The following is a 14,367-nucleotide window of genomic DNA, read 5'->3' as shown; positions in this document are numbered from 1 at the left end:
ATTTCCGCTGTTCGTTGCCGACTTATATAGTCGCGGACTCGTCCGCCCGGAAGTCCCCCGGCAACACACGCGCGAAGGTCAGTACGTCGACAGCGCCAGCGCCACCCTTTTTCAGTGCCTTGGTGGCGGCGCGGACAGTGGCGCCCGTGGTGTAGACATCGTCGATCAGAAGCACCCTGCGGCCGGCAATCTCGATTTCCGCCTCGGCCGGCACCCGAAAGGCGGCTCGCACATTCTCCTCGCGTTCCTTTCGCTCCAGGCCGACCTGCTGGCGGGTGAGTTTCACGCGTCGCACCGCGGCGGGGGCGAAGGGCAGATCGCTGAGCACCGAGACCGCCCTTGCCAATTCCGCCGACTGGTTGAACCGCCGCCTGAAGAAGCGCCGCCAGTGCAGCGGCACCGGCACCACCACATCCGCCTCGGCGATGAGATCCGCGCCTGCGCGCACCATCCAGCGCGCCATCCATGGCGCGAGATCCGTGCGGTCCTGGTATTTCAGCCCTTGCACCATCTGGCGCGCGACGCCGGAATACGCCACCGCGGCCCGCGCCCGCTCGAAGGGCGGTGGATCGGCAATCGCCTCGGCCGACAGAAAGCCCTCGCCCATATGATGGGTGAACGGCGTGCCCATCACCGGGCACCATGGCCGTTCCAGGAGCCGCAGCTTCGGCCAGCAGGAGCCACACAGCACGCCGGGCTGCGAGACATGCCGGCGGCAGCCGGCACAGACCGGCGGAAACAGGATGCGCGCCGGCCGGGCGAGCGCCGATCGGGCGAAGTTGCTGATCGCGATGGGCTTGATCTTGGGCATCGGATCGGCCACGTGATTGGTCCTCGGCGCCACTATATCAACTATATCAGAGCGTGGACAAACAAGGATCCGCCCGTTGCAGCCTATAATGGACACCTCTCTCTGGCTGACGCGCAAGCGGCGCGCGCTCGCCGATCCGGTCGACGGCGCGGACTTCCTGATGAACCGCGCCGCCGAGGATCTTGCCGATCGGCTGGGTGCCGTCGAGCGCAAGTTCGCCAAGGCAGCGGTGCTGTTTTGCCAGACGCCGGCGGCGACCAATGTGCTTGGCGAGAGCGGCAAGGTAGCGGAGATTGTCCGCGTCGAGACGGACGCCGCGTTCCTGAATGGCGCTGCCGGCTTGATCGCGCCGCTGGAAACCGTGCCCTTCGAGCCGGAAAGCCTCGATCTGGCGGTCTCCCTTCTGTCGCTGCAAGCCGTGAACGACATCCCCGGCATGCTGATCCAGATCCGCCGCGCGCTGCGGCCGGACGGACTTTTTCTCGGCGCCTTCGCGGGTGCCGGCACGCTCGGTGAATTGCGCGAGAGCCTGCTCGCGGCTGAGACCGAGCTCTATGGAGGCGCCAGCCCGCGCGTCACCCCGTTCACCGACGTGCGCGATGCGGGTGCGCTGCTGCAGCGCGCCGGTCTCGCACTGCCGGTCGCCGACGTCGAGACGGTGACGGTCCGCTATGCCAACCTGTTCGGCCTGATGGCGGACCTGCGTGCCATGGGCGAAACCAGCGCGCTCACCGATCGCAGCCGGCGGCCCGGCGCACGCAAGCTGTTTGCCCGAGCGGCGGAAATCTACGCCGAGCGGTTTTCCGACCCCGACGGTCGCGTGAGGGCAAGTTTCTCGATCGTCTGGATGTCCGGCTGGGCGCCTGACGCCTCGCAGCAAAAACCGCTGAAACCGGGTTCGGCCAAGGTCTCGCTGAAGCAGATACTGGAAGGCCACTAAGGGCAACAAACCGTCCGCGGGCGCGGATGCGCCAGTTCAGGGGGCGAAGGCGTTCGAAAGCCTGCTGGTGTTGTCGCTGAACAGCCATGTGATCGAGTTGAAGACCTGCCCGATGCCGCCGATGATGGTCAACGACAGCACCGCGACGATCAGGGCATATTCGACGACCGTGGCGCCGTTCTCGTCCTTCAGAAAACGCTGCAGCACTGTTTTCATGACCTCGATCCCTCTTGCCATGACTCTACCCTCGATCTGTTAAGAAAGGTTAACGGCAAAGGCTTAACAGGCGGTGAAACCGCCGCGTTTCCGCCAATGCCTTAACCATGTCAGCAGTCGCCGCTGCGCTTGCCATCGGACCGTATAATGCAAACCGAATCGGGCTGCGGCTGCAGCACGCTGCGGCGCACCGTGTAGGTGTCGCGACGGCTGACTGAACCGGTGGCCGTCATGTCGAGCCCGCCAGGAAAATCATTGCGGGCAGCCAGCGAGCGCGTCTGGCTCTCGAGGAACGGGGCCGCGATCAGTGCCAGCGCCACCGCGGCCGAACCGAACAGCAGCGTGATGCGCAATATGCCCATGCCAGCGTCGGCGACACGAAAGCTGCGGTCGGGCCGGATCGAGTCCCAATCCCTGTCTAGGCTCATGCTATCGCTCCCCAGCGAATCGGTGGCGCGGCCGCGACACGGCCTTGCTTCAATTTTTCATGACGAGATAAATCTTCCATTAACGCTGGCTGATACGTCGACCGGCAGCCGGCCGGAAGGGCGCCCTCAAAGAAGATCGATGAGGAACGGGATCAGCGGAGCGTCGGCCGGCGGCATCGGATAGTCGCGCATCTGCTTTGGCCGCACCCATTTCAACGCCTGCCCCTCCCTGGGCTGAGCGATGCCGCGGAAGCGGCGGCAGACGAACAGCGGCATCAGCAGATGGAACTCGTCGTAGGAGTGACTGGCGAAGGTGAGCGGCGCCAGGCAAGGAATGTCGGTTTCGATGCCGATTTCCTCATGCAGTTCGCGAATGATGCATTGTTCGGGCGTCTCGCCAGGTTCGACCTTGCCGCCGGGAAATTCCCACAGGCCGGCGAGTTGCTTGCCCTGCGGGCGCTGCGCCAACAGCACGCGGCCATCGGCATCGACCAGCGCACAGGCGGCGACCAGGAGCAGGCGCTTGCCGGCGATCGTCACGCCACTCATGCGCCAGGCGGCCGGCGATAATGATAGCGATAGACTTCGTCGAAGCCGAGCGAACGGTAGAGCGCCAGCGCCGGCGCATTGCCGGCTTCGACCTGCAGCCAGGCTTCGCGCGCGCCACGCAGCCGCGCCCATTTCAGCGCCGACAGGATCAGGTTGCGGCCATGGCCCTTGTTGCGCGCCGACTTGTCGGTGGCGACCTCGAACAGACCGGCGAGATCGCCGTCGTGCACGCAGATCAGCGTCGCCAGCGGTTCGGCCCCGTCTTCGAGCGCGAACAGCCCTGCCTCGGGCTGGATGGCGCCGATGATCTCCGACAGGCCAGGCCGCAGCGAAACATCCGAACCACTGACCTTGAGCGAGGCACCGATGAAGCGGCTGATATCCTTCAGCGGGATCTGGTCCATGGCGGCATCGAGCTGGGCATCGGCCAGCGGCAGCCGCATGACCAGCGATTCGTCGAATTTACTCCAGCCCTCCTTGTCGAGATGGCTGGCAAGATCGGGACCGGACAGCGGCGACATGCGGAAGGTCAGCGGCCTGCCATAGGCATCGAAACGGCGGCTGGCGCGGCCGATACGATCGGCAATGTGCTGTATGTCGCCCGGATCGAGCGGATTGACCGAGTTCAGCCGCTTGGCCGGATGGCCGGCGGTCAGCCGCACCACCCAGGTACCGTCATAATGGACAGCGGCTGCCGGCCAGGCGCGAAAGCCGGCCGCCTCATAGCGGCGTACGATCGCGAGCATGCTTGCCGGATGCTTGGAAGCCAAAACCATCAGCTCCGATAATCGCCATTGATGGCGACGTATTCCTTGGTGAGATCGCAGGTCCACACCGTCGCCTTGCCGCGGCCAATACCGATATCGGCGCGGATGCGGATATCGTCGCGCTTCATGTAAGCCGACGTCGCTTGCTCGGAATAGCCGGGGTCGCGTTCGCCCTCGTGCGCCAGCCTGTTGTCGCCGAACCAGATCGACAACCGGTCGCGGTCGGCGGGCTCGCCGGCCTTGCCGACGGCCATGACGACGCGGCCCCAATTGGCGTCCTCGCCGGCGACCGCCGTCTTGACCAGCGGCGAATTGGCGATCGACAGCGCGATGCGCTTGGCCGATCTCGCCGATTTCGCCCCGGTGACGGTGACTTCGACCTGCTTGCGGGCGCCCTCGCCGTCGCGCACCACTTGCAGCGCCAGCGATTTCAGCACCTTGCCGAGCGCCCGGCGGAATGCGCCGAGGCGCGCATCCTTTGGATCGGAGATCGCGGGCGCGCCGCGACTGGCGGCCTTGCCGGTGGCGAAGATTAGCAGCGTGTCGCTGGTCGAGGTGTCGCTGTCGACGGTGACCGCGTTGAAGGTCTTGGCGGTGCCGCGCGACAAGAGATCCTGAAGCACGGGGGCCGCGATCGGCGCGTCGGTGGCGATGAAGGAGAGCATAGTCGCCATGTCGGGCGCGATCATGCCGGCGCCCTTGGCGATGCCGTTGATGGTGACATCGGTGTCGCCGAGCTTGACGGTCGCGGTCGCCACTTTCGGATAGGTATCCGTGGTCATGATGGCCTTTGCCGCTTCGGTCCACAGGTCAGGCTTGCCGTTGCTGACCAATCCAGCCAGCAAATGGCTGAACTTGGTGGTGTCGAGCGGCTCGCCGATGACGCCGGTCGATGCCAGGAAAACCTCGCTGGCCTTGCAGCCGGCAGCCTTCGCAGCCGCCTCGCCCGTCACCGCGGTGGACTCGCGACCCTTCTTGCCGGTGAAGGCATTGGCGTTGCCGGAATTGACGACCAGCACCCGCGCTGTGCCAGCCCCGAGATTCTGCCGGCAGAAATCGACCGGGGCCGAAGGGCATTTCGATTTCGTGAAAACACCGGCGACCGCGGTGCCCGCGTCGAAGACCATGGTCAAGAGGTCGGTGCGGTTCTTGTACTTTATCCCCGCCTCGGCGGTGGCGATGCGCACCCCCTCGATGGCCGGCATCTTGGGGTATTTCTTCGGCGCGAGCGGCGAAATCGTCGTGGACATGGGACCTCGGGCGGCAAAAATCGCAAGGGAAGGCCGGTTTGCCCGATACGCCGCGCGGGCGCAAGGGCGTTTTCGTCGCTGCGGCAAGGCAGAGCTCGCCCGGGATTAAGCTTGCATTTCAAATCTGTTGGCGTTGCCGGGGGCCATGGCATTATGATCCTGCCCCATGGGCAGGCTTGCGATCCTCGCTTGGGCATTTCTGGGACTTTTGCTGCTGAGCGCCGACGCTGAGCCGCAGCGGCGCGTGGCGCTCGTCATCGGCAACGGCACTTATGCCGAAGCCGGGACGCTGGCCAATCCGGTCAACGATGCGCTCGATATCGCCGACAAGCTGCGCTCCATCGGCTTCGAGGTCATCGAAGGCAACGATCTCGGCAAGCGCGAACTCGAACGCAGCATCGGTGCGTTTTCCGATGCGCTTGAAGGCGCGGGCGTCGGGCTTTTCTACTATGCCGGCCATGGCCTGCAGGTCGAGGGGCGCAATTACATCGTGCCGGTCGACGCCGGGCTCGACATGCCGGTGAAGCTGCAGCTCGAGGCCGTGCCGATCGACGAAGTCCTCGACATCATGGAACAGCAGACCAAGGTCAGCCTGGTGTTCCTGGATGCCTGCCGCAACAATCCGTTTGCCCGCGGCCTGAGCCGCAACGCCACAACCCGCTCGGCGACGGCGCTGGCCGGGCTGGCACAGTTCGATTCGACGCGCGGCTCGTTCATTGCCTTCTCGACCGCGCCCGGCGCCGTCGCCATGGACGGAAGCGGCCGCAACTCGCCCTTCGCCGCCGCCTTGCTCCGGCACATCGCCGAGCCGGGCCAGAGCATCAACGACATGATGATCGCGGTGCGCCGCGACGTGGTCTCGCAGACGCGCGAGGCCCAGCGCCCCTGGGAACAGGGCTCGCTGCTCGAGCGTTTCGAGTTTGTGCCCGGCGGCGAGCCGGCGCTGCCAGCCAAGCCGGCGGCCACACCGGCGCCGGCCACGCAGGTGGCGGCGCTGGAACGGTCCGTCGGCGACGACAAGGGATCGATCGAAAAATTCCTGCGCCAGGACTACCTGGCACCCGATACCAGGGCGATGGCCGAGACCGTCAAGCGGCTCTATGCACCGTCGGCCACCATTTTCGGCACGCGCTACGACGCCGATGCCATCGCCAAGGTCAAGGCCGACTGGTTTGCGCAATGGGCCTCCTGGTCGCTCGGCCTTGAGCCCGGCAGCCTGGAGGTCACCCCGCTTGGCGAGGATCGCACCAAGGCCGCCTTTGCGATGCGCTATGACTATGTGCCGAAGGACAAGTCAGCGGTACGGCTGACCGGCAAGGCGCGCGTCACGCTTGGGCTGGTCAAGGCAGACGACGGCTGGCGCATCGTCTCGGAGACATCGGAAGCGATGAATTGAACACCGGCCGTCGGCGGCGGGGTGGGCTGCCCCGCCATCATTGGCGACCTCCCCGGTGGCAATCCACTGTGCTGATCGCCTGCTTGTGGAAACAGTCCTGAAAACGGGCCGTTTCGTTTCGTCGCGAGCTCACCTATGATTGCCGACGAAATTGTTGGCGAGGACGACAGGAATGGCCGAAGACGTCGATCCGGCGCGCAAATCGATCGGTGCACGGCGCAACCCCGACAGCGCCGGCGCCATTCTCGATGCAGCCGAAGCGGTGCTGGTCGAGGCTGGCTACGCCGGTTTCTCGATCGAGGCCGTGGCGCGGCGGGCCCGCGCCGGCAAACCCACCATCTACCGCTGGTGGCCGAGCAAGGCGGCACTGTTGCTCGAAGTCTACCAGCGGCAGAAGCGCGTCGACATTCCCGATACCGGAAGGCTGGAGGAGGATCTCGTCGGCTTCCTGAAGAACCTGTTCTCGCACTGGCGCGAGACATCGTCGGGCAGCGTGTTCAGGTCGCTGATCGCCGAGGCGCAGTCGGACGAAATCGCGGCCGCGGCCCTTGCCGACTATGCCGGGGACGCCGGGCTCATACCGGCCAGATGGTGGAGCGCGCCAAGGCCAGGGGCGAAATTGCCGACAATGTCGATTCCGCGCTGGTCGCCGACCTGATCGCGTCGTTCGCCTGGACGCATCTGTTGACCAATCGTCTCGACGAGGACGAAGCGACGATGCGCAAGGCGGTCCACTACGTGATGCGGGGCATAGCCGCGCCGGGCAGATAAAACACGACTGGCGCCGGGTCGACAAAAAAGGGCGCGGCAACCCTCGGCTGCCGCGCCCTTTTTCAAAACCCTTCCAGGCTTACTTGGCGCTTTCCAGCGTATCGACCGCCTTCTTCAGGTTGGCGTCCGGAATCTCGACCTTGGCGCCGCCGCGCAGCGACTTGACCAGCGCGAAATACTTGTCGCGGATGACCGCCTGCTTGGCCTGGTCCTTGACCTCGTCGAAGGCCGGCGGCTGCTTGGTGCGCTTGTCTTCGAGCTTGATGACATGCCAGCCGAACTGCGACTGCACCGGCTGCTCGGTGTACTTGCCAACCTCGAGCGCAAAAGCTGCCTTGTCGAACTCCGGCACCATCTGGCCAGGTCCGAACCAGCCGAGATCGCCGCCGCTGGTCTTGCCGCTCGGGTCGCTGGTGTGTTCGTTGGCGAGCTTCTGGAAATCGGCGCCGCCGTCGAGCTGCTTGATGATGGCCTCGGCCTCTTCCTTCGTCTTCACGAGGATGTGACGGGCATGCACCTCGTTGACCGGCGGCGTGTTGGCGATTTCCTGGTCGTAGCGGGCGCGAACCTCGGCGTCGGTGACCTTGTCGACGACGCCCTTCTCGACCATCTCGCCATGCAGCGCGCGCTGCTGCAGGAAGGCCATGCGGCGCTGGAAGTCGGGATCCTTGTCGAGGCCTGTGGTGACCGCCTGGGCGGCCATGACGCGGATTTCGATGGCCGCCGAAAGCGCGGCGGCGCGGCGCTGCTCGGCCGGCAGCTGCGCGAACTGCTGCGACAGCTCGCCTTCGGCGAGCACGAGGTCGGCCTCGGTCAAGGGCTGGCCGTTGATCGTGGCGACGACGGCGTTCGGGTCGACGGGTTTCGCGGCAGGTGCTGCCGCGTCCGCCGGGGCAGGTGCTGCGGCATCGGCTGGGGCGGGAGCGGCTTCCTGCGCCCTCAGCGGCGACAGCGAAAGAGCCGACAGGCCGAATGCCAAGCCAAGGCTGGCGAGCGACGCGCGGCGGAACAACAAGGACATGAAGATAACTCCGGTAAGGGATTGTAAAGAGCGGGGTGGCTTCCAGATCAGCCAGATTGTGGCGGAATTTGGCGCGACCGGCAGGGCCGGCGCGACGTTGACATCAGTTGAGCCCCCTCTTATCTGTCCAACGACTTTGCGTCCAGAACCGTTTTCCGGGCGCTTTTTGTGTTTGCCCGTATTCAGGCGGTGCGTTCACGTGGAATTGATGGGGCCGGCCGGCGCCCGTCTCAAGATTGAGAATTCTATCGAAAGGACCATTGGATGGTCAGTCTCGGCGGTCTCGCCCGTAAGGTTTTCGGTTCCTCCAACGACCGTCGGGTCAAATCGACCCGGCCCCGTGTCGAGGCGATCAACGCCATGGAAAACGAGATGCGGGCGCTCTCCGACGAGGAATTGGTCGGCCGCACCGCGAAATTCCGCCAGGACATCGCCAATGGCGCCACGCTCGATGACCTGCTGGTGCCTGCCTTTGCCACAGCCCGCGAGGCGGCGCGCCGTGTGCTCGGCATGCGCCCCTTCGATGTCCAGCTGATCGGCGGCATGGTGCTGCACAATGGCGGCATTGCCGAGATGCGCACCGGCGAGGGCAAGACCCTGGTCGCGACGCTGCCGGTCTATCTCAACGCGCTCGCCGGCAACGGCGTCCATGTCGTCACCGTCAACGACTATCTCGCCACCCGCGACTCCGAATGGATGGGCCGCGTCTACAAGTTCCTCGGCCTCTCGGTCGGCGTCATCGTCCATGGCCTGTCCGACGAGGAACGTCGCGTCGCCTACGCCGCCGACGTCACCTACGCCACCAACAACGAGCTCGGCTTCGACTATCTGCGCGACAACATGAAATACGAGCGCGCCCAGATGGTGCAGCGCGGCCACAATTACGCGATCGTCGACGAGGTCGATTCCATCCTGGTCGACGAGGCGCGCACACCGCTGATCATTTCCGGTCCGCTCGAGGACCGCTCGGAAATGTACAACACCATCGACACCTTCATCATCCAGCTGCAGCCGCAGGACTACGAGATCGACGAAAAGCAGAAGACCTCGATCTTCACCGAGGAAGGCACCGAGAAGCTGGAGAACCTGCTGCGCGACGCCGGCCTGCTGAAGGGCGAGTCGCTCTACGACGTCGAGAACGTCGCCATCGTCCACCATGTCAACAATGCGCTCAAGGCGCACCGCCTGTTCCAGAAGGACAAGGATTACATCGTCCGCAACGACGAGATCGTCATCATCGACGAGTTCACCGGCCGCATGATGCCCGGCCGCCGCTATTCGGAAGGCCTGCACCAGGCGCTCGAGGCCAAGGAGCACGTGACGATCCAGCCGGAGAACCAGACGCTGGCCTCCGTCACCTTCCAGAACTATTTCCGCCTCTACAAAAAGCTCGCCGGCATGACCGGCACGGCGCTGACCGAGGCCGAGGAATTCGGCAACATCTACAATCTCGACGTCACCGAGATCCCGACCAACCTGCCGGTCATCCGCAAGGACGAGGACGACGAGGTCTACCGGACGGTCGAGGAAAAATACAAGGCGATCGTCAAGGAGATCCGCGAAGCCAGCGCCAAGGGCCAGCCGACGCTGGTCGGCACGACCTCGATCGAGAAGTCCGAGCAGCTGGCCGAGCGCCTGCGCAAGGAGGGCTTCAAGGATTTCGAGGTGCTGAACGCCCGCCACCACGAGCGCGAGGCGGCGATCGTCGCCCAGGCCGGCAAGCCTGGCGCCATCACCATCGCCACCAACATGGCCGGTCGCGGCACCGACATCCAGCTCGGCGGCAATGCCGACATGCGCATCGCCGACGAGCTGGGCGACATGCCTGAAGGGCCCGAGCGCGAGGCCATGGAAAAGGCTATCCGTGACGACGTCGCCAGGCTGAAGGAAAAGGCGCTGGCCGCCGGCGGCCTCTATGTGCTCGCCACCGAACGCCACGAATCGCGCCGCATCGACAACCAGCTGCGCGGCCGCTCCGGCCGCCAGGGCGATCCCGGCCGCTCGAAATTCTTCCTGTCTCTCCAGGATGACCTGATGCGCATCTTCGGGTCCGAGCGCATGGACGGCATGCTGCAGAAGCTCGGCCTCAAGGAAGACGAGGCGATCATCCATCCGTGGATCAACAAGGCGCTGGAAAAGGCGCAGAAGAAGGTCGAGGCGCGCAACTTCGACATCCGCAAGAACCTGTTGAAGTACGACGACGTCTCCAACGACCAGCGCAAGGTGGTGTTCGAGCAGCGCATCGAGCTGATGGACGGCGAGGGTCTGCCCGAGATCATCGCCGAGATGCGCGAAGGCGTCATCGACGAGATCGTCGCCAAGGCCATTCCCGAAAACGCCTATGCCGAGCAGTGGGATGTCGCGGGCCTGAAGGCCGAGGTCGCCGAATTCCTCAATCTCGACCTGCCGGTCGACGAGTGGGCCAAGGAAGAGGGCATCGCCGAGGACGACATCCGCGAGCGCATCACCCAGGCTGCCGAAGCCGCCGCCAAGGAGCGCGCCGATCGTTTCGGCCCCGAGGTGATGACCTATGTCGAGCGTTCGGTGGTGCTGCAGACACTCGATCATCTGTGGCGCGAGCACATCGTCAATCTCGACCATCTGCGTTCGGTCGTCGGCTTCCGCGGCTACGCCCAGCGCGATCCGCTGCAGGAATACAAGGGCGAGGCGTTCGAGCTCTTCCAGGCGATGCTCGGCAATCTGCGCCAGGCCGTCACCGCGCAGCTGATGCGCGTCGAGCTGGTCCGCCAGGCCGCCGAGGCGCCGCCGCCGGAGGCACCCGACATGTTCGGCACGCATATCGACGGCACCACCGGCGAGAACGATTTTGAAGGCGGCGAGACCGCCCTTCTGGTCCGCCCGGATGCGGCCGCCATCGTTGCTCCCGAGGACCGCGACCCGAACAACCCTGCGACCTGGGGCAAGGTCGGCCGCAACGAAGCCTGCCCGTGCGGGTCAGGCAAGAAGTACAAGCACTGCCACGGCGCGTTCGCGTAAGGCGCTTCTTCCCTTCTCCCCGTGAACGGGGCGAAGGGAGAACCCACCCAACCGTTTCTTAAGGTGTCTCCGCTACACCAACGCCTGAAAAAGAGGCGGAAAACGGAGAGTAATCGGGGTGCGCTTTTCCGCGGCCACGACAGCCGGGCGGTTCCTGCCGCAGCGTTTGGCGCTGCGCATCGGGCCGTTGCTTGACCGCATCGATGCCGTGCTGTTCACCGCCGACGAGCGCGGCGAGGCCGGCCGCATGTCGGTCATCGCCTTCTCCATCCGCATCATCAGCGCCGTCATCGCCTTCGTCAGCCAGGTGCTGATGGCGCGCTGGATAGGCTCGTTCGAGTACGGCATCTTCGTCCTCGTCTGGGTGACGATGGTCATCGTCGGCAACCTCGCCTGCCTCGGCTTCCACACCTCGGTCATCCGTTTCATCCCCGAATACCGCGAGCGCGGCTTGATGGACGAACTGCGCGGCATCGTGCTGGCCAGCCGCCTGTTCGTGCTGATCGCCTCGACGACCATCGCCGGGCTCGGCGCGCTCGGCGTCTGGCTGGCTTCGCCGTGGATCGAAAACTACTATGTGATACCGTTCATCCTCGGCGTCATTTGCCTGCCTATGATCGCGCTCTCGGATCTGTTGCAAGGCCAGGCCAGGGCGAACAGCTGGGCGTTGTTCGCCCTGTCGCCGACCTATCTGGTGCGGCCGGTGCTGATCCTGCTGTTCATGGCGCTGCTGCTGCTGGCGGGTTACGCCCCCGATGCCAGGACGGCGATATTCGCCTCGATCGCCGCCACCTACGTCACCACGCTCGGTCAACTCATCGGCGTCACCCATCGCCTGGAAAAGCGGATTCCGGCTGGGCCGATGAAGGTGCATTTCGCCGAATGGTTCGTCGTCTCGCTGCCGATCTTCCTGGTCGAGAGCTTCTTCTTCCTGCTCACCAATGCCGACGTGCTGATGGTCGGCGCCTATATGGATCCCAACGACGTCGCCATCTATTTCGCCACCGTCAAGACGCTGGCGCTGGTGCATTTCGTCTATTTCGCCGTCAAGGCCGGCGTTGCCCAGCGCTATGCGCAGTTCACCCATGGCGAGCCGGAGAAACTTGCCGCCTTCGCCCGCGAGACGGTGTCGTGGACATTCTGGCCGTCGCTGTTGATGGCGACGCTGGTGCTGGCGCTGGGCGAACCGATGCTGGTGCTGTTCGGCCCCGAATTCACCAGCGGCTATCCGCTGCTGTTCCTGCTCGTCTTCGGCGTCGTCGCGCGGGCCGCCGTCGGCCCTTGCGAAAGCCTGCTGACGATGAGCGGCAACCAGAACATCTGCGCCGCCGTCTATGCCATGACGCTGGCCTTCAACATCGCTCTCAACGTGGTGCTGATCCCGCTTTTCGGCCTGTGGGGTGCGGCGATGGCCACCGCCTTTGCCATGATCTTCGAGGCCAGCGCGCTGTCCTTCACGGTCTGGCGCAAGCTCGGCATCGTCATGCTCATCTTCGTGCCCGCGAAAGGAGCCGCGTGATGGCCGCCGTCCCGTTGCTCGAGGAAACCAGTGGCGGCACGGCCGGCGCGATGGTGTCCGGCCTTGCCGGGCTGACCCGCGACGCCGATCCCGCCCATATCGAAATCCTCGCCAACAACCGGCCCGAGCGCAAACTGGCCATCTACCCGGCATCGGCCGGCTTCGACCTTGTCGAGGAACTCGACTATTTGTGCGCCCGCACGATCGAGCCGAACGTTTTCTTCAATCCGCGCTTCCTGGCGCCCGCCATGCCCCGGCTGGAGGATCGCGAGGTGCGGCTGGCGGTCATCCGCGACGGCGACGAATACCGCAACAGGCTGCGCCTGCTGGTGCCGTTCTCGGTTGAGCGGCCGGTGACGCCGCTCGGTGTCCCGGTCATGCGCACATGGTCGAGCCCGTTCGGCCCGCTAGGCACGCCATTGGTCGACCGCGACGACCCGGTCGGCGTCGTCGAGGATTTCTTCGCGATGCTGTCACGCCCGCACCTCAAGCTGCCGAAAGTGTTCGTCCTGCCCGACATCAGGCTCGACGGCCAGGTGGCGAGCCTGCTGGCCACCGTGGCCGAGACGCGCGGCCTGATGCTGGTCACCACCGGTGAGACCCAGCGCCCCGTGCTGGAGAGCGCGCTCGACGGCGACGAGTATCTGAAGGTCTCGCTGCGCTCGCACCACTATCGCGAGTTCCGCCGCCTGAAGCGGCGCCTTGGCGACCTCGGCAAGCTTGACCATATCGTGGCGCGCGGGCCCGAAGACATCCGCCATGCCATCGAAAGCTTCTTGACGCTGGAAGCGGCCGGCTGGAAAGGTCGCGAACGCACCGCCATGGCGATCGACCGCTACCGTGCTGCCTTTGCCCGCGAAGCCGTGCATCGGCTGGCCGAGCAGGACATGTGCCGCATCCATTCGCTGACGCTCGACGGCCGCACCATCGCTTGCCTGATCGTCTTCGTCGAAGCTGGCGTCGCTTACACCTGGAAGACGGCCTATGACGAGACGCTGTCGGCCTATTCGCCGGGCACGCTGCTGATGATCGAGGTGACGAAGCAGCATCTCGACGATCCCAACATCATGATGACCGATTCCTGCGCCGTGCCCGACCATCCGGTGATGAGCCGGCTGTGGACCGAGCGCAAGCCAATGGGCACGCTGGTGATCGGGCTGACACCCGATGCCGACCGGCTCACCCGCCAGGCCGCCTCGCAACTGCATCTCTACCGCGAGACCCGCAACATGGCCCGCCTGTTGCGCAACCGGATGAAGAGCTTGTTGAAACGGCGGTAGACCATGACCTCGATCTTCCGCGGCTGGATGGACGCGGCAAGGTCTTCCATGTCGCCGACATGATGAACGACGGGCGTGATCGACGGAGACAGCTTTTCCGAGATCGGCTTCATCGCCACCGGTATCGGAACGCACGGGTTTGTCGTGAGCCGTGACGGGACAAAGCTCTTCGTTTCGAACCGCGGCTCGCACAAGTGGAGCAAGGCCGTTCGAAGGGGCCGGGCAGCGTGATTCGCAGGGCCACACCGGCAACATGCGCTGAGCGCCGATGGCTCGACAAATGAATTGGTGCCCCTAGCCGGGATCGAACCAGCACTCCTTGCGGAACTCGATTTTGAGTCGAGCGCGTCTACCAATTCCGCCATAGGGGCTCAGGCCGGGCGGCCTGGATGGGCGCGGACTATACGGTCGGAGGCCTGTTC

General features: G+C 65.0%; 12 protein-coding genes, 1 tRNA gene and 1 pseudogene. 6 read left to right on the top strand and 8 right to left on the bottom strand.

Going from position 1 to position 14,367, the window contains the following annotated elements; genetic code table 11:
• Positions 1–22: 22 nt before the first annotated feature.
• The gene (locus tag AC56QQ_RS06880; protein WP_497126017.1) at positions 23–823 is read right to left on the bottom strand and encodes a ComF family protein; all 801 of its coding nucleotides are present in this window, start codon (positions 821–823) and stop codon (positions 23–25) included.
• 64 nt (positions 824–887) lie between these two features.
• On the opposite strand from AC56QQ_RS06880, the gene AC56QQ_RS06875 reads away from it, so the two are divergent.
• Positions 888–1,751, top strand: a complete 864-nt coding sequence (locus AC56QQ_RS06875) for a methyltransferase domain-containing protein (protein ID WP_497126016.1) — start codon at positions 888–890, stop codon at positions 1,749–1,751.
• 36 nt (positions 1,752–1,787) lie between these two features.
• Here AC56QQ_RS06875 and AC56QQ_RS06870 read toward each other — a convergent pair whose 3' ends face one another.
• The 5 genes from AC56QQ_RS06870 to argJ all read right to left on the bottom strand — a co-directional run bounded on the left by AC56QQ_RS06870 (position 1,788) and on the right by argJ (position 4,961).
• Entirely contained in the window at positions 1,788–1,967 is a 180-nt protein-coding gene (locus tag AC56QQ_RS06870) for a Flp family type IVb pilin (protein ID WP_091585376.1), read from the bottom strand.
• Positions 1,968–2,077: 110 nt separating this feature from the next.
• Entirely contained in the window at positions 2,078–2,395 is a 318-nt protein-coding gene (locus AC56QQ_RS06865; RefSeq protein WP_489863407.1) for a hypothetical protein, read from the bottom strand.
• A 126-nt stretch (positions 2,396–2,521) separates the two neighbouring features.
• Complete coding sequence (locus tag AC56QQ_RS06860; protein ID WP_489863408.1) at positions 2,522–2,944, bottom strand: (deoxy)nucleoside triphosphate pyrophosphohydrolase; 423 nt, start codon at positions 2,942–2,944, stop codon at positions 2,522–2,524.
• Positions 2,941–3,690 (bottom strand): GNAT family N-acetyltransferase, encoded by a 750-nt coding sequence (locus AC56QQ_RS06855; RefSeq protein ID WP_489863540.1) that lies wholly within the window; start codon positions 3,688–3,690, stop codon positions 2,941–2,943. Before AC56QQ_RS06855 ends, AC56QQ_RS06860 begins: the two co-directional genes overlap by 4 nt.
• Positions 3,691–3,719: 29 nt before the next feature.
• Positions 3,720–4,961, bottom strand: coding sequence for a bifunctional glutamate N-acetyltransferase/amino-acid acetyltransferase ArgJ (gene argJ, locus AC56QQ_RS06850; RefSeq protein ID WP_497126015.1), 1,242 nt, complete (start codon positions 4,959–4,961; stop codon positions 3,720–3,722).
• Between the two features lie 166 nt (positions 4,962–5,127).
• Between argJ and AC56QQ_RS06845 the strand changes: the two genes are divergently transcribed.
• Together AC56QQ_RS06845 and AC56QQ_RS06840 are read left to right on the top strand one after the other, a co-directional pair.
• The gene (locus AC56QQ_RS06845; RefSeq protein ID WP_497126014.1) at positions 5,128–6,357 is read left to right on the top strand and encodes a caspase family protein; all 1,230 of its coding nucleotides are present in this window, start codon (positions 5,128–5,130) and stop codon (positions 6,355–6,357) included.
• 172 nt (positions 6,358–6,529) lie between these two features.
• Positions 6,530–7,128 (top strand): annotated as a pseudogene (locus AC56QQ_RS06840) (TetR/AcrR family transcriptional regulator).
• 79 nt (positions 7,129–7,207) lie between these two features.
• Here AC56QQ_RS06840 and AC56QQ_RS06835 read toward each other — a convergent pair.
• Positions 7,208–8,149 (bottom strand): peptidylprolyl isomerase, encoded by a 942-nt coding sequence (locus AC56QQ_RS06835; protein ID WP_489863412.1) that lies wholly within the window; start codon positions 8,147–8,149, stop codon positions 7,208–7,210.
• 264 nt (positions 8,150–8,413) lie between these two features.
• On the opposite strand from AC56QQ_RS06835, the gene secA reads away from it, so the two are divergent.
• From secA to AC56QQ_RS06820, 3 genes are all read left to right on the top strand, one after another.
• On the top strand, positions 8,414–11,146 hold the full coding sequence (secA, locus tag AC56QQ_RS06830) for a preprotein translocase subunit SecA (protein WP_497126013.1): 2,733 nt from the start codon (positions 8,414–8,416) through the stop codon (positions 11,144–11,146).
• Positions 11,147–11,264: 118 nt separating this feature from the next.
• A complete protein-coding gene (locus AC56QQ_RS06825) occupies positions 11,265–12,665 on the top strand; it encodes a lipopolysaccharide biosynthesis protein (protein WP_497126012.1) in 1,401 nt (466 codons plus the stop codon).
• Positions 12,665–13,945, top strand: coding sequence for a GNAT family N-acetyltransferase (locus AC56QQ_RS06820; RefSeq protein WP_497126011.1), 1,281 nt, complete (start codon positions 12,665–12,667; stop codon positions 13,943–13,945). The genes AC56QQ_RS06825 and AC56QQ_RS06820 overlap by 1 nt, the downstream gene beginning before the upstream one ends.
• Before the next feature lie 286 nt (positions 13,946–14,231).
• Here the strand turns inward: AC56QQ_RS06820 and AC56QQ_RS06815 are convergent.
• Positions 14,232–14,316: transfer RNA gene (locus AC56QQ_RS06815), tRNA-Leu, on the bottom strand.
• Positions 14,317–14,367: the final 51 nt, after the last annotated feature.

The sequence above is a fragment of the Mesorhizobium sp. RCAM 05099 genome (genome assembly GCF_059683685.1).
Note: the sequence above shows the minus strand (reverse complement) of the source record. Positions and strands in the feature narration are given on the sequence as shown.